We start from the raw sequence: 18,411 nt of genomic DNA, 5'->3' as shown, positions 1-18,411 counted from the left end.
AACGGTAGTCGACAAGTGATATCACTTTGATATCTTCAACTCGAACCCTCAAGGACGTACCGCCATGAAAGAGAAGTCGCTTGCCTCCCTCAACGGCCTCGGCACCCTGGCCGGATCCCTGCTGGCCGCGCTGGCCGGCGGCGCGCTGTTCGTGCTGGGGGTGGCGGCCAAGGCCAGCACCGGCTCACCCAACCTGCTGCTGATGCTGGCCGGCGTGCTGGTCATCGTCGCTGCGGTGTTCATCCTGGCCGGCCTGTACACCATCCAGCCCAACCAGGCCGCCGTGCTGAGCCTGTTCGGCAAGTACGTGGGCACGGTCAAGGACAACGGCCTGCGCTGGAACAACCCCTTCTATGCCAAGCGCCGGGTCAGCCAGCGCGTGCGCAACTTCGAAAGTGGCAAGCTGAAGGTGAACGAGCTGGACGGCAGCCCGATCGAGATCGCCGCAGTGATCGTCTGGCAGGTGGTCGACGCCTCCGAAGCGGTCTACAACGTGGACGACTACGAGAGCTTCGTGCACATCCAGTCCGAATCGGCACTGCGCGCGATGGCCACCAGCTATCCCTACGACCAGCACGAGGATGGCCAGCTGGCACTGCGCAGCCACGCCAGCGAGATCTCCCAGCACCTGAAGAACGAGCTGGCCGAACGCCTGGCCGATGCCGGCGTGCAGGTGATCGACGCGCGCATCAGCCACCTTGCCTACGCCGCCGAGATCGCGCAGGCCATGCTGCAGCGCCAACAGGCCAACGCCGTGATCGCCGCGCGCACGCGCATCGTGGCCGGTGCGGTCGGCATGGTCGAAATGGCCCTGGCCGAACTGCAGAAGAACGGCGTGGTGGAGCTGGACGAGGAACGCAAGGCGCACATGGTCAGCAACCTGCTGACCGTGCTGTGCTCGGACCGCGGCACCCAGCCGATCGTCAACGCCGGTTCGCTGTACTGAACCACCCTCGCAACGGGGCGCCCCACCGCCCCGCCAGGAGTTTTCATGAGTGAGAAGAAAGCCTATCCGCTGCGCATCAACGCCGAGGTCCTGGCCGCGGCACAGCGCTGGGCTGACGACGAACTGCGCAGCCTCAACGCGCAGATCGAATACGTGCTGCGCGACGCACTGCGCAAGGCAGGACGCCTGCCAAAACCCACGCCATCGCCGGAGAACAAGGAATGAGCACGCGCTGGAGTTACCAGACGATTGAAGTGAAGACCTCGATGATGGGCGTCCTCAAGGCCGAGGACATCCAGAGTGAACTGACCCGACAGGGAATGCTGGGCTGGGAACTGGTCAACATCATCATTCCGGCGCCGATGCGCCCGGCCATGCTGGTCTTCAAGAAGGAGCAGTAGCCATGTCCCGTCGTCGCAGACTGCTCATGTTGTCACTGGCTCTGCTCACTGCCCCGGCCTTCGCCGCTGAACCAGAACAGGTGGCCAATCGGCTGCTTGACCACCTGCAGGCCGGCCAGATCGCCGATGCAGAGGCGATGCTGACCACGCAGATGGCCGAGGCCGTTCCCGCCGACAAGCTGGGCGCGCTGTGGAAGTCACTGGGTGACCTGCAGCAGCGAGGTGCCCCCGAAGTCAGTACGCAGCAGGGCATGCACCTGGTGGTGGTGCCGCTGCAGTTCGCCAGCGGCCGCGTCGTTGCACAGGTGGCGGTGGATGCGCAGGACAAGGTGGCCGGACTGATGCTGCGGCCCGCTGCAGCCGACAAGGCACCCCCGCCACCGGCCGATGCCGACTACAGCGAAGTGGATTTCAGCGTGCCGCAGACACGCGGCGCCCTGCCCGGCACCCTGGCGCTGGCGAAGGGGAAAGGCCCGTTCCCGGCGGTCGTGCTTGTGCATGGCTCGGGTCCGCAGGATCGCGATGAGACGATCGGTGGCAGCCGCCCGTTCCTCGATGTGGCGCGCGGCCTGGCAGCCCAGGGCATCGCCGTGCTGCGCTATGACAAGCGCACCTTCGCCCGCCCGCAGGATTTCGCCAATGACCGCTTTACCGTCGATGACGAGACCACGCTGGATGCGGAGGCTGCACTGGCCAGCCTGGCCGCCGACCCGCGCGTCGACCGCAAGCGCGTGTTCGTGATGGGCCACAGCCAGGGCGGCATGCTCGCCCCGCGCATCGCCAGCCGCTGGCCGCAGGCGCGCGGCGCGATCCTGTGGGCCGCACCGGCACGCACCCTGCTGGAACTGCTGCCGGAACAGAACCGCTACCTGATGGCACTGGACGGCAGCATCAGTGCGCCCGAGCAGGCCTTCCTCGACCGCCTTGACGCCCAGATCGCCGCAGCACGCAGTGATACACCGGCGCCAGCGGGCGAACTGCCACTGGGCGTTCCTCAATCGTTCTGGAAGAGCGTGGAGGCGGTCAACGCACGGGCCGATGCACAGGCCCTGCACAAACCACTGCTGATGCTGCACGGCGGCCGCGATTTCCAGGTACCCGATGCCGACTGGGTGCTGTGGCAGAAGGCGCTGGCCGGCCGCAGCGACGTGCAGTGGCAGGCCTATCCGGCGCTCAACCACATCGGCATTGCCGGCAGCGGCCCCAGCTCGCTGCAGGAATACGCGCAACCGGGCCATGTCGATGCGACGCTGATCAATGACGTGGCCACCTGGATCAAGGCGCAGCGATGAGCGGCAGCGACCCGAAGCGCTTCGACGTGGCGGAGAGCTCGCCGTTCCGCGTCCTGTGGGTGGTCCTGCCGCTGCTGCTGGCCTTCGCCATCAGCGTCTACGCGCAGCTGCACACCGCCCGCGACAACGCGCCGTGGATGGAAGTGACCCTGTCGCCGCCGTGGTTCCGCATGGGCGGCAGCGCGGCATGGAGCCTGGTGATGATCGCCGCGCTCGGTATCGGGCTGGGCCTGGCCTTCTTCCGGCGCCGGGTGGAGTTCGATGGCGACGTGCTGGACGTCCGTTCAACGATGTACCGACGGCGCGTGCCGGTGGCGCAGCTGCGACTGGACCAGGCCGAGGTGGTCGACCTCGGCCGCGACCGGCGCTATGGCATCCGCTTCAAGACCAACGGTTATTCGATGCCCGGCTTCCATTCCGGCCACTTCCGCCTGCTGGGCGGCGGCAAGGGCTTTGCCCTGGTCACCGACCGCAGCCGCGTCCTGGTGCTGCCGGTACGCGATGGCAGCGCGCTGCTGCTCAGCCTGGACCGGCCACAGGCGCTGCTGGAGGCACTGCGCAAGGTGGCCGCACCGGCACCACAGCAGTAAGCTGAGGCGATGCAACGACGCCCGCCCCTGCTGATCAATACCGAAGCCATCGAGCTGTGGCCCGCCGATCTGCTGCGCGCACGCAGCAATGCCGATGCGCGCCTGCTGGCACAGGCGCAATGGGTGCTGCGGCGCAAGCGTGATGGCCGCTACCTGGCAGCGGTGCTGACGCGCGGCGTGCATTCGCTGGTGCCGCGCCTGCCGCGCGAGCCCGGTGTCGAGGACGCTCTGGCGCTGCTGGATGCGCGGAATGCACGGCCGTTCGCCGCGTCGCTGGAAGATCAATGGCTGCCATTGGCCGGGCTGCAGCAGCGCCTGCAGCAGCTCGGCCTGGACCCGCAGCGTTACGCCGACGACAGTGGCCTGCCGCTCGAACCCGAACCCTGCCTGCTGCACTTCGCCGGCCGTGATCGTTTCGCCCGCCCCCTTTGGCTGCGCCGCGACCCCGCACAGGGCTGGCGACGCATGCGCCTGCACGCAGCGCGGGATGGCATCGCACTGGATGCCATCTCCGGCTTCCGCAGCCACGCCTACCAACTGGGCATTTTCGAACGGAAGCGCGCGCGCGGTCTGAGCGTGGCGGAGATCCTGAAGGTCAATGCGGCGCCGGGCTTCAGTGAACATCACAGCGGCTACGCGCTGGACATCGGAACACCGGGCGATGCGCCGGCCGAGGAATCGTTCGAAGCCACCGACGCGTTCGCGTGGCTGCAGGCGAATGCCAGCGGACATGGCTTCCATCTGAGCTACCCCCGCGAGAATCCGCACGGGATCGTCTACGAACCGTGGCACTGGTGCTGGAAGCCGGCCACCAGCTGAGCCCCTCGTGGCAGCCGCAAGGCGAACTTCATGGAGCTTTCCGGGCGGATTGCGCGCGCGCCCACCACGAGATGGAACAAGAAGGCAAAGACAGAAGCCGGTCGCTTCGCTCGAAGCCTCTATAACGGATCAGCGCGCGGCTGTTGGGTCCGCCTTCAAGCGAGCCGAGCACCGCAGGTCCGGCGAGGGCGAAGAGGTGCGGGTGTCTGAGCGCAGCGAGTTCCCGCACCGTCCCTCGACGGGCCGAGAAGCGCGGGGGACCGGTGCGCAGCACCGGCTCGCGGCCGGCGGCGCGTTTCTTTTGGTTGCTTTTCTTTTCGCGCGAAAAGAAAAGTAACGCCCATGAACGGTGCAGATCGCATCAGCATGGATCGAAGCAGCAACGTCGACTCAGTCACCGCCTCAATGCATTGATCGCCAGCAGCACCCATCCGGCCATCATGCTGGTGCCGCCAATCGGTGCCATCCGCGTCGGCCACTGCCACAGCGCGCCGCCCACCAGGCTGCCGGAAAACAGCAGCACGCCCAGCAGCAGCACGTACAGCGCCAGGTGCGCGATCGCGCCCTGCGCGCGCGGCCCGAGCGCCGCCAGCACCGCGCCATGCGCGAACGCATACAGCGCGGCCATGTTCAGATGCTGCTGAGCCAGCGGGTCGGCCACGCCGTGCGATGCGTAGGCGGACAGGCCGATCGAGGCGGCCGCCAGCAGCGCGCCAACACAGGCCAGCAGGGAAGGCTTACGTGCGCGACGTTCCAGATTGAACATGAGGGGTCCTTGCGCAGCGCCCTTTGCCGGGCGCCAGATGAAAAAAAACGCGCCGCAATGAGCGGCGCGTTTTTGTGTCCAACATCACATGGGTCAGCCGAGGCTTACTTGACGGCCCAGTAGATGTCGTAGGTACCTTCCGGGGTGAACGACTTGTCGATGCCGTCCTTCCAGGATTCGTACGGACGGTCGATCACTTCGTTGCCCGAGGTCACGGCCCAGGCGCGCAGGCCGTTGCGGGCCACGTCCAGACCCGCCATGTGGCCGGTGTAGGCCGCATGTGCCGAACGGTGCGGAGCAACGTGCAGGTACTTCACCGGAGCGCCGCCGTCGATCTTGACGGTCAGGGCTTCAGCGGTGGCACCTTCGGTACCCTTCTTCTTCACCGGCTGGGCGACGTCGAAGGCGTACTTCTCCTGGCCGAAGTCGGTGGTGATGATGCGGAACGGACCGGCGGCTTCAAGGCCATTGGCCTCCATCACGCGCTTGATCCACTCCTGGTTGTCCTTGATGGACTTGGTGATCGTGTCCTGACCGCGGTCCACGTTACCGGCGTTGACGACCAGCAGGTCTTCCGCCGGCACATCGACGATGCCCAGATCGGTCAGCGGGGCTTCCGGGGTGCGGTAGTCGACGTTCGGCACGGTCGCCAGCATGTTGGCCATGCGCGACAGACCCATCTTGATGTCGTCGCCGATCTGGCGGCTGACATACAGGCCTGCGTAACGGCCGAACAGGTCGAAGCCGTACTTCACCGAGTAGTCCTGGGTGATCTTGACGTTGCGGCCGCCCTTGCCGGTCGGCTCCAGGGTGAAGGTGGTGACCTTGTCGTGACCCTTGGTGCCATCTTCGATGGCGATCGCAACGCGCTTGTTCTCTTCGGCGTCGGTGATCTTCCAGGAACCGGTGCCCAGGTCCTTGGAGGTGAAGTCGAGGGTGGCGCCCTTGCCGGAGGCCGGGCCGGACAGCTTCAGTTCAACGGCGGGATCGCGCAGTACCAGCGGGTTCCAGTCCTTGAAGCGGCGCAGGCTGCTGACCGTGTCGTACACGATCGTCATCTTGCGGTTGGTCTCGATGCTTTCGGTGATGTGACGCTCGCCCGGCAGACAGACGCCAATAATGACGAACAGGCCAGCCACGATCCCCAAGGCGATCAGGAACTCGATAATACGGGTCATTCAGAGAGTCTCCGGGGCCGATCCCACGGCCGGGTTGATTGAAGCGAAGCGCCAATCCTAGCAGGCTTCGCGGGCATTGTTTATCGGGATTGGCGCACCGGTTTCCCTGCCGGCTGCGTATTTGTATGGACAAAGAGTTCGAAGGGTAACGCATACGCCACCCGGCAAGTAGGGGGCAACCTTGGCCGCAACCCCCTGCCACCACCCAAGCCTTTGTATCAGAACGGTTTTTCTCAGACCAACTGGAGTTCGAATGCCTTCAGCACGGCACGCGTACGGTCGCGCACGCCCAGCTTGGAGAGGATGTTGGACACGTGGTTCTTGATCGTGCCCTCGGCCACGCCCAGCGAGTTGGCGATCTCCTTGTTGGAGAAGCCGCTGGCCATCAGCCGCAGGATCTCGGTCTCACGGTCGGTCAGCGGGTCCGGGCGGTCCAGGCTGACGAACTCGTTGCGCATGTGCTCCAGGCCCGACAGCAGGCGCTGGGTCACGGCCGGCTGCACCAGCGAGCCGCCCTCGGCCACGGTGCGGATGGCACCGACCAGCTGCGCCAGGGTGACGTCCTTGAGCAGGTAGCCTTTGGCACCGGCCTTGAGCCCGGCCAGCACCAGCTGGTCGTCGTCGAAGGTGGTGAGGATGATGGTCGGCGGCAGCTGTTCCTGCCGCGACAGTACCTGCAGCGCTTCCAGTCCGGACATCACCGGCATGCGCATGTCCATCAGGACCACGTCGGGACGTACCTGCGGTATCAGCTCGACCGCCTGCCGGCCGTCGCCAGCTTCGGCCACCACCTCGATGCCGTCGTCGAGCGCCAGCAGGGAGCGGATTCCCTGCCGCACCAGGGTTTGGTCGTCGACCAGGCAGACGCGAATCATCAACGTACTCCTTCAGGAACCTTGGTAAGGGCGGCCACCAGCACCGTTGCAGGTACGGTCGCGCGCACCCGGAAGCCTTCGCCGGGACGGGTCTCGATCTGCAGCTGGCCACCACATTGTTGCAGGCGCTCGCGCATGCCGCGCAAGCCATTGCCAACGTTGACCATATCCGCGCCGACGCCGTCGTCGCGGGCTTCCACCACCACCCGGTCGGGGGCTTCACGGTACACCTTGATCCAAAGGTGGCGGGCACCGGCATGGCGCACCGCGTTGGTGATGATCTCCTGCGTGCAGCGCAGCAGCACGTGGGCCCGCTGCGGGTCCTCCACGTTCAGCGGGTCCTCGATATCCAGCTGGATGTCCAGCGAGGGGACGTTCTCGGTCAGCGGGCGCAGCGCCGCGCCCAGCTCGATCGCGCCGGTCTCGCGCAGCTGGCTGACCACCTCGCGCACGTTGCCCAGCAGCAGTTTGGCCAATGCATGGGAGCGCTTCACATGCTCCAGCGCCTGCCCTTCGGCCAGGTGCCCAGCCACTTCCAGGTTCAGGGTCAGCGCGGTCAGCTGGTGGCCCAGAAGGTCATGCAGTTCGCGCGAGATGCGGGTGCGCTCATTGACGCGGGCACTCTCGGCCAGCAGGGCGCGGGTGGCACGCAGCTCTGAATTGAGCCGGCGCTGTTCGTCGCGCGCCTCGGTCTGTTGGCGGGCAACCAGGCTTGTCACGAAGATGAACATGGAGAAGCCGCCATACAGCAGCGACTGCATCACCGCTTCGAACAGCGGGAAGCGCAGCAGCATGTAGTAGACCGGGGCCACCGCCAGCTGGCTGACCAGCAGCCACAGCACGCCCAGCCGCACCGACAGCATCCACGGGATGACCCCGGCGGCCACCATCATCAGGATGCTGCCCAGGCCCGAACCGCTGAGGAAGCTGACCCCCAGCGCCGAGATCGTCAGCAGCAACAGCAGCCCGCGGTCCAGCCAGCTGGTGTGGCTGTCGCTGCGCAGGATGCGGGTCAGCCAGTAATAGGAGGTACCGAAGGACAGATAGGCGACGAACAGCAGGACCGCCCAGCCCCCCATGTCGCCGCGGCTGTGCAGGTTCTCGAACTGCGAGTACGCCAAGGGCAGACCGACCATGACCCAGGTGAACAGGCCGGCCAGGCGGAGGACGCGGGTATGGCTGAGGACTCCCAACATGCCAGCACTCTACGGGCCCGGCCTGCACACCGCACCCCACGGAAGTCATGCCTGCCCGGTCGCCTGTTCATGCCGCAGCCCACCCCGGGCATGCAATAATCGTGCGCAGGGTCCCTTGATGGACCAACCGCGTTACCCCACGGAGTCACAATGTCGATTGTCATCCGCGACGTGCGCGAGCACGAGCTCGATTCCGTCCTGGCTTTGAACAACAACGCTGGCCTGGCCATCCTTCCCCTGGATGCGGCCCGCCTGCGCCTGTTCTACGAAACCGCTGAGTATTTCCGCGTCGCCGAGCGCGACGGCAACCTGGCCGGCTTCCTGATCGGCTTCGGCAGCGACAGCCAGCACGACAGCAGCAACTTCGCCTGGTTCAAGCAGCAGCTGGACACCCCGTTCTTCTACATCGACCGCATCGTGGTCGCCAGCCGCCGTCGTGGCGGTGGCGTCGGCCGTGCCTTCTATGCCGACGCGCAGAGCTTTGCCGAGCTGCGCTACCCGCAGATGACCTGCGAAGTGTTCCTTGACCACGGCGCCGATGCCGCCCTGCTCTTCCACGGCAGCTTCGGCTTCCGCGAGCTGGGCCAGAACACCATGGCCCAGGTCGATGTGCGTGCCAGCATGCTGGCCAAGGAACTGTGCAGCTACCCGTGGGTCCAGGAGACCTACGGCGGCAAGCTGCCGGATGTGGCATGGACACGCGCCCGGCAGCTGCCGGCGCAGGCACAGCGGCCGACGGGGACCTGAGCGTGGCGGTGAATTTCGATTACGAACAGGCCGGTGAACTGAAGATCGGCCAGGTGGGCATCGCCAACCTGCGCATCCGTACCCTTGATGTCGAGCGCCTTGTGCAGGAAATGCGCGAGCGCGTGACCCGTGCGCCGAAGCTGTTCGGCCGCGCGGCGGTGATCCTCGATTTCGGCGGCCTGAGCCAGGTGCCGGACGTGGCCACCGCGCAGGCACTGGTCGATGGCCTGCGCAGCGCCGGCGTGCTGCCGGTGGCGCTGGCCTATGGCACCAGCGCGGTCGACCTGCTCTCGCAGCAGCTCGGCCTGCCGCTGCTGGCCAAGTTCCGTGCCCAGTACGAACGTGCCGAGGCCGAAGCGGCCCCGCCGCCGCCCGCGCCGGAACCGCGTCGCGCCGTGCGCGCCGAACCGAAGCCAGCCCCGGCCGCACCGGTGGCCAAGGTCGCCGATGCGGCCGCACCGCAGCCGGGCCGCATGCAGCTGGGCAACGTGCGTTCGGGCCAGCAGCTGTACGCGGAGAACTGCGACCTGACCGTGATGGCCACCGTCGGCGCCGGCGCCGAGGTCATCGCCGATGGCAGCATCCATATCTACGGCACCCTGCGCGGCCGCGCGCTGGCAGGGGCCCAGGGCAACACCGCGGCACGCATCTTCTGCCGTGATTTCCATGCGGAACTGGTGGCCATTGCAGGCCACTACAAGGTACTGGACGATGTTCCGGACAACCTGCGCGGCAAGGCCGTGCAGGTGTGGCTGGAGCAGGACCAGATCAAGATCGCTGCGCTGGACTGACGCAGCCCCAAACTAATGCAGAACCAGGAGAAGTCCTTTGGCTGAAATCATCGTAGTCACCTCCGGCAAGGGCGGCGTGGGCAAGACCACTTCCAGCGCGAGCCTGGCCTGTGGCCTGGCGCGGCGCGGCAAGAAGGTGGCGGTGATCGACTTCGACGTCGGCCTGCGCAACCTCGACCTGATCATGGGCTGCGAACGGCGCGTGGTGTACGACTTCGTCAACGTCGTGCACGGCGAAGCCACCCTCAAGCAGGCCCTGATCAAGGACAAGCGCTTTGACAACCTGTACGTGCTGGCCGCCTCGCAGACCCGCGACAAGGATGCACTGACCCAGGAAGGCGTGGGCAAGGTGCTGAAGGACCTGGCCGCCGACGGCTTCGACTACATCATCTGCGACTCGCCGGCCGGCATCGAGAAGGGTGCGTTCCTGGCGATGTACTTCGCCGACCGTGCGGTGGTAGTGGTGAACCCGGAAGTGTCCTCGGTGCGCGACTCCGACCGCATCATCGGCCTGCTGGACTCGAAGACCCACAAGGCCGAATCCGGCCAGAACGTGCCCGCCTTCCTGCTGCTGACCCGCTACACCCCGCTGCGCGTGGAAACCGGTGAAATGCTGAGCATCGCCGACGTCGAGGAAGTGCTGGGCCTGAAGGCCATCGGCGTGATCCCCGAATCGGGCGACGTGCTCAATGCCTCCAACAAGGGCGAACCGGTGATCCTGGATGTCGAATCCGCAGCCGGCCAGGCCTATGACGACGCCGTCGCGCGCATCCTCGGCGAAGATCGCCCGATGCGCTTCACCAACGTCGAGAAGAAGGGCTTCTTCAGCAAGCTGTTCGGAGGGTAAGCATGGGCCTGTTCGATTTCCTCAAAGCGAAGAAGACCACCGCCGAAACCGCGAAGAACCGCCTGCAGATCATCATCGCGCAGGAACGCAGCCACCGCGGTGGCCCGGACTACCTGCCGCTGCTGCAGCGCGAGCTGCTGGAAGTGATCAAGAAGTACGTGAACATCGACGTCGACGCGGTGAAGGTCGACCTGGTGAAGGATGGCCAGCACGATGTGCTGGACATCTCCGTGGCGCTGCCTGAAGGCCCGGACAAACCCTGATGCCCTGCCCCGCCCGTGCCTGCATGGGCGGGGCTGCGTGAGCTGCATGACCGATACGACAACCGCCGCGGACATCACCTGCGTGGGCGACATCGCCTTCGCCGACGCCCAGTGCCTGCTCGCCGCGCATGGCCTGCTCCTGCACCATGTGGCCGCAGGCGAACCGATTCCCGGCAGCTACTGGGGAGAGCCCGAGGCGGGCATCATCGCCAGCAATGTCTATGTGCGCGATGACACCCCCGTGCATTCGATGCTGCACGAAGCCTGCCACCTGATCGTATTGCCACCGGAACGGCGCGCGCAGGTGCATACCGACGCCACCGATTCGGTGGCCGAGGAAGATGCGACCTGCTACCTGCAGATCGTGCTGGCCGGGCGGTTGCCGGGTGTGGGAAGTGCGCGGTTGATGGCCGACATGGATGCCTGGGGGTACACGTATCGGCTGGGGTCTACGAAAGCGTGGTTCGAGCAGGACGCCGAAGACGCAAAGGCGTGGCTGGTCGAACGCGGATTGCTGCAGGCGGCGTAACCGCCGCTGGTGGGTGCGGACCTTGGTCCGCACCATTCGCGCATGGCGTGGCTCTACTGTAGCGCCGAGCCCATGCTCGGCTGCTTTTGCATTCGTGCAGGTGACGACGAGGAGCAGCCGAGCATGGGCTCGGCGCTACAGGATCAACCCTGCCCGGCCAGCGCGCGCAGGGTGATGCCAACGATGTAGGCCAGGTACGTGCCGGTCGCATAGCCCATCGTGCCCAGCAGCACGCCCACCGGTGCCAGCGCCGGATGGAACGCCGCAGCCACCACCGGTGCCGAGGCCGGGCCACCGATGTTCGACTGCGAGCCGATGGCGAAGTAGAAGAACGGCACTTTCAGCAGCTTGCCCAGGCACCACAGCAGCACGATGTGCACGCTGATCCAGATGATGCCCAGCAGGAACAACCATGGGCGATCCAGCAGCGCCAGCAGATCCATCTGCATGCCGATGCAGGCGATGAGGAAATACAGCAGCAGCGAACCCAGCCGCGACGCGCCCGCCCCTTCCAGGTTGCGCGCACGGGTGAAACTGAGACTGAGGCCGAACGTGGTCGACAGCACCACCACCCACACGAACGGCGCATCCAGGCTGAACTGCGCAGCCCAGCCGACATTCGCCTTGAACCATGCCGCCAGGGGCGCCCCGATCGCGTGTGCAAGGCCGACGCCACCGAAGGCCACCGCCACGATCAGCATCAGGTCGGTGAGGCTGGGAATGCGCTCGTGCTCGGCCTGGAAGCGCGCAATGCGCTCCTTCAGCTCATCGATGGCCGAGGTATCAGCACCACTGCGTGCGTCGATCTTCGCCGCGCGCCCGGCCAGGAAGATCAGCGCGGCCATCCACACGTAACCGACACCCACGTCGACCACCGCGAACTGGCCGAACGTGGTCGCGTTGACGTCGAACACTTCACGCATGGCCAGCATGTTGGCGCCGCCACCGATCCAGCTGCCCGCCAACGCGGCCATGCCGGCCCAGGTGTCACCGGCCACGGTTTCCGGATGCACCGCGCGCATCAGCAGGAAGGCCACCACCGCACCGAGCATGATGCTGGCCGAAGCGCCCAGGTACATCAGCACCAGCTTCGGGCCGAGCCGCAGGATGCCCTTGATGTCGACCGCCAGGGTGAGCAGGATCAGCGCCGCCGGCAGCAGGATGTCGCGCGCGATCGGGTTGTAGAGCTTGGTGTTCTGCCCGTCGATCAGGCCGACGGTGTTGTAGATGCCGGGAATCAGGTAGCACAGCAGCAGCGCCGGCACGAACGTGTAGAAGCGCTTCCACAGGCCCTGCTCGCGCGAGGCGGTCCAGAACACGGCGCCGAGGGTGGCGGCGATCAAACCGAAGACGACGATGTCGTTCTGGATCAGAGCAGTCGAAGGCATGCATGCGCTCATGTAGAGCCGAGCCATGCTCGGCTGCTGTTGGCGGGAAAGGAGGCACAGAGCAGCCGAGCATGGCTCGGCTCTACAACAAGCAGAGCGCCGCCCCGGGGGTCGGCGCTGGACCGGCTTATTCGCCGATGTGCTGCTTCAGCCAGGCGTTGACGGTGTCATGCCACAGGATGCTGTTGTTCGGCTTCAGCACCCAGTGGTTTTCATCCGGGAAGTACAGGAACTTCGATTCGATGCCCTGGCGCTGTGCAGCGGTGAACGCAGCCAGGCCCTGCTCGACCGGAATGCGGAAGTCCTGCTGGCCGTGGATCACCAGGATCGGCTTCTTCCAGTCCGCCACGTGGTTGACCGGGTTGAACTTCTCGTAGTTCGCCGCCTTCTGGTACGGGGTACCGCCCTGCTCCCACTCGGTGAACCACAGTTCTTCGGTGGCGTAACCCATCATGCGCTGGTCGAACACGCCGTCATGGTTGACCAGGCACTTGAACGGGCTGTTCCAGTTACCGGCGATCCAGTTGACCATGAAGCCGCCGTAGCTGGCGCCCAGCGCACAGGCCTTGTCACCGTTGAGGAAGGAATACTTCTTCAGCGCTGCGTCCCAGCCCTTCTGCAGGTCTTCCAGGGGGCGGTCGCCCCAGTGCTGGCTGATTGCATCGGTGAAGGCCTGGCCGTAGCCGGTGGAGCCGTGGAAGTCGATCATCACCACCGCATAGCCCTGCCCAGCGTAGGTCTGCGGGTTCCAGCGGTAGCTCCAGCCGTTGCCGAAGCTGCCCTGCGGGCCGCCGTGGATCAGGAACGCGACCGGGTAGGACTTGCCTTCCTGGTAGTTGTGCGGCTTGACCACGTAGCCGTGCACCGTGTCGTTGTTCCAGCCCTTGAACTCGAACTGCTCGTAGTCGCCGAAGGACACGTCCTTCAGCACGTCGCCAGCGGCCGGGGTCAGCGCGCGCAGCTCGCCGATCGGCTGGCCCGCGGCCGGGAGCAGGCCGACCAGCACCTGGTCGTTGCTCTTCAGGCTGTTGCGGGTGATGGCCACGCTGTTGCCGGCCACGTCCACGGCAGTAACGCTGCCATCGCCGATCAGCTTGGTGGCCTTGCCGCTGGCCACGTCGATCTGGAACAGCGGGTGCTCGCCGAGGTCATCGGCGGTGGTGTAGATGCTGGCGCCGTCAGCGGACAGGGCGATGCCACCGGCCGAACGGTCCCACTGCGGGGCAATCTCGCGGGTCTTGCCGCTGGCCAGGTCCATCGCCATCAGGCCGAAGCGGTCGGCCTCGAAGCCCGGGCGCTTCATCGCACGGTAGAACAGGGTCTTGCCGTCGGCACTGAACACCGGGCCGGCATCCCAGGCGGGATTGGACGCGGTCAGGTTCACCGGCGCCTGCTTGCCGGCAGCGTCGAAGCGGTACAGGTCGAAATTGGTCGACCACGGCTCCTGCTTGCCGGCCACGCGGATGCTGGCCACCACGCTGGCGCCATCCGGCGACCACACGAAATCGTCATTGCCACCGAACGGCTTGGACGGTGCATCACCATCGATGGTGGCGCTCAGCGCCGAAGCGCCCTTGACCGGACCGGCCTTGGCGGCCGGTAGCGGCGCCACGAACAGGGTGTTGCGGCGGCCGTCGTTCCAGGCATCCCAGTGGCGCACGAACAGCGAATCGAAGACCTTGCCGCTGGCCTTGGCGCCGGCGATGTCCTTCAGCTTCTTCTCGGTGCAGGCCAGGTCCGAGGCGCAGGCCTGGAACACGCCGGCGCTGAACAGCACGCGGTCGTCCTGCGGCGACACGTGGTAGCTGTCCACGTCGACCGCGAAATCGGTCAGCTGGCGCGGGGTGCCACCGCTGAGCGGCTGGGCGTACAGCTGCTGGCTGCCGTTCTTGGCGCTGAGGAAATACACGGTCTGGCCATCGGCCGACAGCGAGGCGGAATTGACGTTCCAGCCGGCCGGGGTGATCTGCTTCGGCGGTGCCGCGTCGCGGGTGCGCAGGTTGCGCGCGAACAGCGCGGTGGAGGCCTTCAGGTTGGCGTCCACGCTGCGCTTGGCGAACACCACGGTGCCACCGTCCGCGGTCAGTACCGGCGCGGAAACGCGGTCCATGGCCACCATGTCGCGGACTTCCAGGCCACGGGCAGCGGCAACGCTGGGCAGGGCGGCCAGCAGGCTCAGTGGCAGCAGGGCATGACGCAGTTTCATCGGGGTCTCCGCAGGACGGCAAAAAACCGATGGTAGGCCCGTGCGGCCGGGGCTGCCAAGGCCATCGGTCATGGCTGCCCGCGGGGGCTCGTCCCACCGCCAGAAAAAGCAAACCGCGCCGTAGCGCGGTTTGCGGGGGGACTGCGTCGGGGTCAGAGCCCTTCCCGTTGGGCAGGTATCCGCCCCCCTTGGCATTACGCCACGGCGCGCTTGCCGGTGCGGTAGATCAGCCAGCCGACCAGGAACAGCACGGCCAGGCCGATCCACTGTGCGCCCGGCAGGTGGAACGGCACGGCCAGCACGTCGGCGCGGCTGCTGACCACGATCGGAATCGCGATGGCGATGCCCATCAGCGCCTCGCCGGTGATCAGGCCGGCGGCGAACAGCACGCCCGGCTTGTGCACGCGGTCGCGGCCTTCTTCGTCATCGGCGCGCACCTTGTGGAAGCGCTCGACCAGGTAGGCGATCAGGCCACCGAGGAAGATCGGCACCATCAGCTCCAGCGGCAGGTAGATGCCGATGGCCGCGGCCAGCACCGGCACGCGGAAGCGGGCGTTGCGCGACTTCAGCCAACTGTCGAAGGCGATGATGGCGGCACCGACCACGGCACCGATGCCGATGAAGGTCCACGGCAGTTCACCACCGAACAGGCCCTTGGCCACCGAGGCCATCAGGTTGGCCTGCGGCGCGGCCAGTGCGTTCGGGTGCAGCTCGGACTTCACGCCGATGCCGTAGGCGGTGGCCAGCAGGTTCAGCACCGGGGCCATGATCAGCGCGCACGAGAACGCACCGATGCCCAGCATCAGCTGCTGCTTCCACGGCGTGGCACCGACGATGTAGCCGGCCTTGAGGTCCTGCAGGTTGTCACCGCCGACCGCGGCGGCGCAGCACACCACCGCACCGATCATGATCGCGGCCACCGCACCCAGCGGCGCACCACCGGCACCGACCGGCTTGAGGCCGTCGGCGCCCAGCAGCACGACCAGTACGGCCGAGGCGAACAGGATGGTGGAGATGGTGATGCCCGAGACCGGGTTGTTGGACGAACCGATCAGGCCGGCCAGGTAGGCCGAGACCGACACGAACAGGAAGCCGGCGACGATCATGATGAGGGTCATCGGGATCGACACGTGCCACTGACCGACGATGGCCTGGTACAGGGCCAGCAGCGGCAGCACGAAGGCCACCAGGGCGACCAGCATCCACTTCATCGGCAGGTCGCGCTCGGTGTGCGCCAGCACCGGGCCGCCACTCTTGCGGGCAGCCGCGAAGCCGCTCTTGACGCCGTTCAGCAGCGACTTGCGCAGCGAGATCAGGGTCCAGATGCCACCGATCAGCATCGCGCCGACGCCCAGGTAACGCATCTTCGCGCCCCAGATGGCGAACGCGGCTTCGGTGGACGAAGCGGTGGCCACCGATGCGGCCAGCGCCGGATCGGTGTTCATGAAGAACGCCTGGTAGATCGGGATGGCGATGTGCCAGGTCAGGATCGAACCGGACACCACCACGATGCCGACGTTGAGGCCGACGATGTAGCCCACGCCCAGCAGCGCCGGCGACAGGTTGGTGCCGATGAAGGCGGTGACCTTGGAGCTGCCGACATAGGCCGAGGTGGCCCAGGCGTCAGGGATCAGGCGCATGCCACTTTCCGCGGCCAGCTTCACGAACGCGCCGATCACTGCCGACAGGCCGAGGATCTTCAGGCCCGGGCCCGGGTTCTCACCGGCCTTGAGCACTTCGGCCGCGGCCTTGCCTTCCGGGAACGGCAGCGGATCTTCAACGATCATCGAACGGCGCAGCGGCACCGAGAACAGCACGCCCAGCAGGCCGCCCAGACCGGCGATGCCCAGCACCCACCAGTACTTGAAGTCCGGCCAGTAGCCCATGATCACCAGCGCGGGGATGGTGAAGATGACACCGGCGGCGATCGACGAGCCGGCCGAGGCGCCGGTCTGCACGATGTTGTTTTCAAGGATGGAGCCACCGCCCAGCAGGCGCAGCACGCCCATGGAAATCACCGCGGCGGGAATGGCGGTGGCGATGGTCAGGCCTGCGAACAGACCGAGGTAGGCGTTTGCGGCCGACAGCACCACCGCCAGCACGATGGCCAGGGCCACTGCGCGGAAAGTGAGCTGCTTGGGCGCAGCGTCGTGGTTCATGGAAGCCCCTGCTGGCAAAAAATCCCTGCCACGCTAGCGTTCAGGACAGATCAAGTCCAGCGTGCCAAAGGATGGGGGCCTGTGCTGCAGCGCAATGGGCCAGTACGTGGACCGGCAATCGACCGACCCGGCAAAGTCCGGTTGGGCACGCCGCAAATGATATGTTATATCTTAATGCTACCTTGTTGTTCCTGCATCGCATGCCCCCTTCCCCCTCCCCCCGCCTGGCCTCCATCGACCAGCTGCGCGGCACCGTGATGCTGCTGATGTTGCTGGACCACGTGCGCGAGACCTTTTTCCTGCAGTACCAGGTGAGCGACCCGATGGATGCCTCCACGGTCTCGCCGGCCCTGTTCGCCTGCCGCCTGCTGGCCCATCTGTGCGCCCCGGTATTCGTGTTGCTGACCGGCCTTTCGGCCTGGCTGTACGGCCAGCGCCAGGCGGATCCGCGCCGGGCCACCGCAGCTTTCCTGCTCAAGCGCGGGCTGTTCCTGGTCGTGCTGGAACTGACCCTGGTGAATTTCGCCTGGACCTTCCAGCTGCCGCCGGACACGCTGTACCTGCAGGTGATCTGGGCCATCGGGCTGAGCATGATCGCGCTGGCCGGCCTGTTGTGGCTGCCGCGCCCGGCCCTGCTGGTGCTGGGCGTGCTGCTGGTGGCCGGCCACAATCTGTTCGATGGGGTGCGGGTGGAAGGGAATGGCGTACTGGCCGTGCTGTGGAAGGTGCTGCACCAGCGCGACTGGATCGACGCAGGGGTGATGCGCCTGCGCACCTCCTATCCGGTGCTGCCGTGGATCGGGGTGATCGCACTGGGTTATCTGATGGGGCCGTGGTTCACCCGCGAGCGCGCACCGGAGCAGCGCCAGCGCGGGCTGCTGTGGACAGGCGTCGGCGCGCTGGCCCTGTTCGCATTGCTGCGGTTCGCCAACCAGTACGGGGATGCCCCCTGGCAATACCAGGCCACGCCGCTGCGCACCTGGCTGAGCATCCTCAACATCACCAAGTACCCGCCGTCGCTGCAGTTCCTGCTGCTGACCCTGGGCGTGGGACTGCTGTTGCTGCGCCTGTACGAATGGCCACCCCTGGCGCGTGCGCTGCGCCCGCTGGCCGATATCGGCGCCGCGCCGATGTTCTTCTACCTGCTGCACCTGTATGTGCTGAAGGGGCTGTACCTGGCCGCGCTGGCGATCTGGGGACCGACGCACGGTGACCTGTACGCACTGGATTCGGTGGCCGGCCTGCTGCTGGTGGCCTGTGCGCTGGCGGTGGTGCTGTACCCGCCGACGCGGGCCTTCGCGCGGTTCAAAGCGCGAAGGCGCGATCTGGCGTGGTTGCGATACCTGTGATCGCCCAGACCAGTCCGGCAATCCACGCATGGCGTGGATCCACTGAAAGCGGATCGGGCCACAGGCCTA

19 protein-coding genes are annotated in these 18,411 nt (G+C 66.4%); 12 read left to right on the top strand and 7 right to left on the bottom strand.

The features are described from left to right. Window positions 1-64 precede the first annotated feature (64 nt). From QP512_RS05455 to QP512_RS05430, 6 genes are read left to right on the top strand one after another with little or no spacing between them, the layout of a single operon-like run. Complete coding sequence (locus QP512_RS05455; RefSeq protein ID WP_286071247.1) at window positions 65-946, top strand: SPFH domain-containing protein; 882 nt, start codon at window positions 65-67, stop codon at window positions 944-946. A gap of 45 nt (window positions 947-991) precedes the next feature. Then, complete coding sequence (locus tag QP512_RS05450; protein ID WP_286071246.1) at window positions 992-1,171, top strand: Arc family DNA binding domain-containing protein; 180 nt, start codon at window positions 992-994, stop codon at window positions 1,169-1,171. Then, complete coding sequence (locus QP512_RS05445; RefSeq protein ID WP_286071245.1) at window positions 1,168-1,347, top strand: DUF4177 domain-containing protein; 180 nt, start codon at window positions 1,168-1,170, stop codon at window positions 1,345-1,347. The genes QP512_RS05450 and QP512_RS05445 overlap by 4 nt, the downstream gene beginning before the upstream one ends. Before the next feature lie 2 nt (window positions 1,348-1,349). Then, the gene (locus QP512_RS05440) at window positions 1,350-2,639 is read left to right on the top strand and encodes an alpha/beta fold hydrolase (RefSeq protein WP_286071244.1); all 1,290 of its coding nucleotides are present in this window, start codon (window positions 1,350-1,352) and stop codon (window positions 2,637-2,639) included. Beyond that, on the top strand, window positions 2,636-3,229 hold the full coding sequence (locus QP512_RS05435; RefSeq protein ID WP_286071243.1) for a PH domain-containing protein: 594 nt from the start codon (window positions 2,636-2,638) through the stop codon (window positions 3,227-3,229). The genes QP512_RS05440 and QP512_RS05435 overlap by 4 nt, the downstream gene beginning before the upstream one ends. Before the next feature lie 9 nt (window positions 3,230-3,238). After that, on the top strand, window positions 3,239-4,048 hold the full coding sequence (locus QP512_RS05430; protein WP_286071242.1) for a M15 family metallopeptidase: 810 nt from the start codon (window positions 3,239-3,241) through the stop codon (window positions 4,046-4,048). 394 nt (window positions 4,049-4,442) lie between these two features. Here the strand turns inward: QP512_RS05430 and QP512_RS05425 are convergent, their stop codons facing one another. From QP512_RS05425 to QP512_RS05410, 4 genes are all read right to left on the bottom strand, one after another. Further along, on the bottom strand, window positions 4,443-4,814 hold the full coding sequence (locus tag QP512_RS05425) for a DUF423 domain-containing protein (protein ID WP_286071241.1): 372 nt from the start codon (window positions 4,812-4,814) through the stop codon (window positions 4,443-4,445). A 104-nt stretch (window positions 4,815-4,918) separates the two neighbouring features. Then, window positions 4,919-5,992, bottom strand: coding sequence for an SRPBCC family protein (locus QP512_RS05420; protein WP_286071240.1), 1,074 nt, complete (start codon window positions 5,990-5,992; stop codon window positions 4,919-4,921). Between the two features lie 233 nt (window positions 5,993-6,225). After that, window positions 6,226-6,867 (bottom strand): response regulator transcription factor, encoded by a 642-nt coding sequence (locus tag QP512_RS05415; RefSeq protein ID WP_005408537.1) that lies wholly within the window; start codon window positions 6,865-6,867, stop codon window positions 6,226-6,228. Beyond that, window positions 6,867-8,063, bottom strand: coding sequence for a sensor histidine kinase (locus QP512_RS05410; RefSeq protein ID WP_286071239.1), 1,197 nt, complete (start codon window positions 8,061-8,063; stop codon window positions 6,867-6,869). Before QP512_RS05410 ends, QP512_RS05415 begins: the two co-directional genes overlap by 1 nt. Before the next feature lie 150 nt (window positions 8,064-8,213). Here QP512_RS05410 and QP512_RS05405 point away from each other — a divergent pair, with 150 nt between their 5' ends. The 5 genes from QP512_RS05405 to QP512_RS05385 are packed head-to-tail and all read left to right on the top strand — an operon-like array spanning window position 8,214 to window position 11,240. Further along, window positions 8,214-8,810 (top strand): GNAT family N-acetyltransferase, encoded by a 597-nt coding sequence (locus QP512_RS05405; RefSeq protein WP_005408535.1) that lies wholly within the window; start codon window positions 8,214-8,216, stop codon window positions 8,808-8,810. Then, complete coding sequence (minC, locus tag QP512_RS05400) at window positions 8,756-9,601, top strand: septum site-determining protein MinC (RefSeq protein ID WP_286071238.1); 846 nt, start codon at window positions 8,756-8,758, stop codon at window positions 9,599-9,601. The genes QP512_RS05405 and minC overlap by 55 nt, the downstream gene beginning before the upstream one ends. A gap of 37 nt (window positions 9,602-9,638) precedes the next feature. Beyond that, window positions 9,639-10,448, top strand: coding sequence for a septum site-determining protein MinD (minD, locus tag QP512_RS05395; protein WP_057496225.1), 810 nt, complete (start codon window positions 9,639-9,641; stop codon window positions 10,446-10,448). A gap of 2 nt (window positions 10,449-10,450) precedes the next feature. After that, window positions 10,451-10,711 (top strand): cell division topological specificity factor MinE, encoded by a 261-nt coding sequence (minE, locus tag QP512_RS05390; RefSeq protein WP_005408532.1) that lies wholly within the window; start codon window positions 10,451-10,453, stop codon window positions 10,709-10,711. Window positions 10,712-10,757: 46 nt separating this feature from the next. After that, on the top strand, window positions 10,758-11,240 hold the full coding sequence (locus QP512_RS05385) for a hypothetical protein (protein ID WP_286071237.1): 483 nt from the start codon (window positions 10,758-10,760) through the stop codon (window positions 11,238-11,240). A 143-nt stretch (window positions 11,241-11,383) separates the two neighbouring features. Here the strand turns inward: QP512_RS05385 and QP512_RS05380 are convergent, their stop codons facing one another. From QP512_RS05380 to QP512_RS05370, 3 genes are all read right to left on the bottom strand, one after another. Further along, a complete protein-coding gene (locus QP512_RS05380; protein ID WP_286071236.1) occupies window positions 11,384-12,628 on the bottom strand; it encodes a DUF819 family protein in 1,245 nt (414 codons plus the stop codon). 127 nt (window positions 12,629-12,755) lie between these two features. Beyond that, on the bottom strand, window positions 12,756-14,834 hold the full coding sequence (locus QP512_RS05375) for a S9 family peptidase (protein ID WP_286071235.1): 2,079 nt from the start codon (window positions 14,832-14,834) through the stop codon (window positions 12,756-12,758). Window positions 14,835-15,028: 194 nt separating this feature from the next. After that, a complete protein-coding gene (locus QP512_RS05370) occupies window positions 15,029-16,993 on the bottom strand; it encodes an oligopeptide transporter, OPT family (protein WP_099553005.1) in 1,965 nt (654 codons plus the stop codon). Window positions 16,994-17,193: 200 nt separating this feature from the next. On the opposite strand from QP512_RS05370, the gene QP512_RS05365 reads away from it, so the two are divergent. Beyond that, window positions 17,194-18,342, top strand: coding sequence for a heparan-alpha-glucosaminide N-acetyltransferase domain-containing protein (locus tag QP512_RS05365; protein ID WP_286071234.1), 1,149 nt, complete (start codon window positions 17,194-17,196; stop codon window positions 18,340-18,342). The last annotated feature ends 69 nt before the right edge of the window (window positions 18,343-18,411 follow it).

Origin of the sequence: Stenotrophomonas sp. 57 (assembly GCF_030291075.1) — a bacterium.
Taxonomy (GTDB): Bacteria; Pseudomonadota; Gammaproteobacteria; order Xanthomonadales; family Xanthomonadaceae; genus Stenotrophomonas.
The sequence above is the reverse complement of the archived record's forward strand: the minus strand, read 5'-3'. Positions and strand labels throughout refer to the sequence as shown.

Bases quoted from the DNA above. Each gene is read 5' to 3' on its own strand.
- QP512_RS05455 (WP_286071247.1), top strand. From the start codon at position 65: ATGAAAGAGAAGTCGCTTGCCTCCCTCAACGGCCTCGGCACCCTGGCC.
- QP512_RS05450 (WP_286071246.1), top strand. From the start codon at position 992: ATGAGTGAGAAGAAAGCCTATCCGCTGCGCATCAACGCCGAGGTCCTG.
- QP512_RS05445 (WP_286071245.1), top strand. From the start codon at position 1,168: ATGAGCACGCGCTGGAGTTACCAGACGATTGAAGTGAAGACCTCGATG.
- QP512_RS05440 (WP_286071244.1), top strand. From the start codon at position 1,350: ATGTCCCGTCGTCGCAGACTGCTCATGTTGTCACTGGCTCTGCTCACT.
- QP512_RS05435 (WP_286071243.1), top strand. From the start codon at position 2,636: ATGAGCGGCAGCGACCCGAAGCGCTTCGACGTGGCGGAGAGCTCGCCG.
- QP512_RS05430 (WP_286071242.1), top strand. From the start codon at position 3,239: ATGCAACGACGCCCGCCCCTGCTGATCAATACCGAAGCCATCGAGCTG.
- QP512_RS05425 (WP_286071241.1), bottom strand. From the start codon at position 4,814: ATGTTCAATCTGGAACGTCGCGCACGTAAGCCTTCCCTGCTGGCCTGT.
- QP512_RS05420 (WP_286071240.1), bottom strand. From the start codon at position 5,992: ATGACCCGTATTATCGAGTTCCTGATCGCCTTGGGGATCGTGGCTGGC.
- QP512_RS05415 (WP_005408537.1), bottom strand. From the start codon at position 6,867: ATGATTCGCGTCTGCCTGGTCGACGACCAAACCCTGGTGCGGCAGGGA.
- QP512_RS05410 (WP_286071239.1), bottom strand. From the start codon at position 8,063: ATGTTGGGAGTCCTCAGCCATACCCGCGTCCTCCGCCTGGCCGGCCTG.
- QP512_RS05405 (WP_005408535.1), top strand. From the start codon at position 8,214: ATGTCGATTGTCATCCGCGACGTGCGCGAGCACGAGCTCGATTCCGTC.
- minC (WP_286071238.1), top strand. From the start codon at position 8,756: ATGGACACGCGCCCGGCAGCTGCCGGCGCAGGCACAGCGGCCGACGGG.
- minE (WP_005408532.1), top strand. From the start codon at position 10,451: ATGGGCCTGTTCGATTTCCTCAAAGCGAAGAAGACCACCGCCGAAACC.
- QP512_RS05385 (WP_286071237.1), top strand. From the start codon at position 10,758: ATGACCGATACGACAACCGCCGCGGACATCACCTGCGTGGGCGACATC.
- QP512_RS05380 (WP_286071236.1), bottom strand. From the start codon at position 12,628: ATGCCTTCGACTGCTCTGATCCAGAACGACATCGTCGTCTTCGGTTTG.
- QP512_RS05375 (WP_286071235.1), bottom strand. From the start codon at position 14,834: ATGAAACTGCGTCATGCCCTGCTGCCACTGAGCCTGCTGGCCGCCCTG.
- QP512_RS05370 (WP_099553005.1), bottom strand. From the start codon at position 16,993: ATGAACCACGACGCTGCGCCCAAGCAGCTCACTTTCCGCGCAGTGGCC.
- QP512_RS05365 (WP_286071234.1), top strand. From the start codon at position 17,194: ATGCCCCCTTCCCCCTCCCCCCGCCTGGCCTCCATCGACCAGCTGCGC.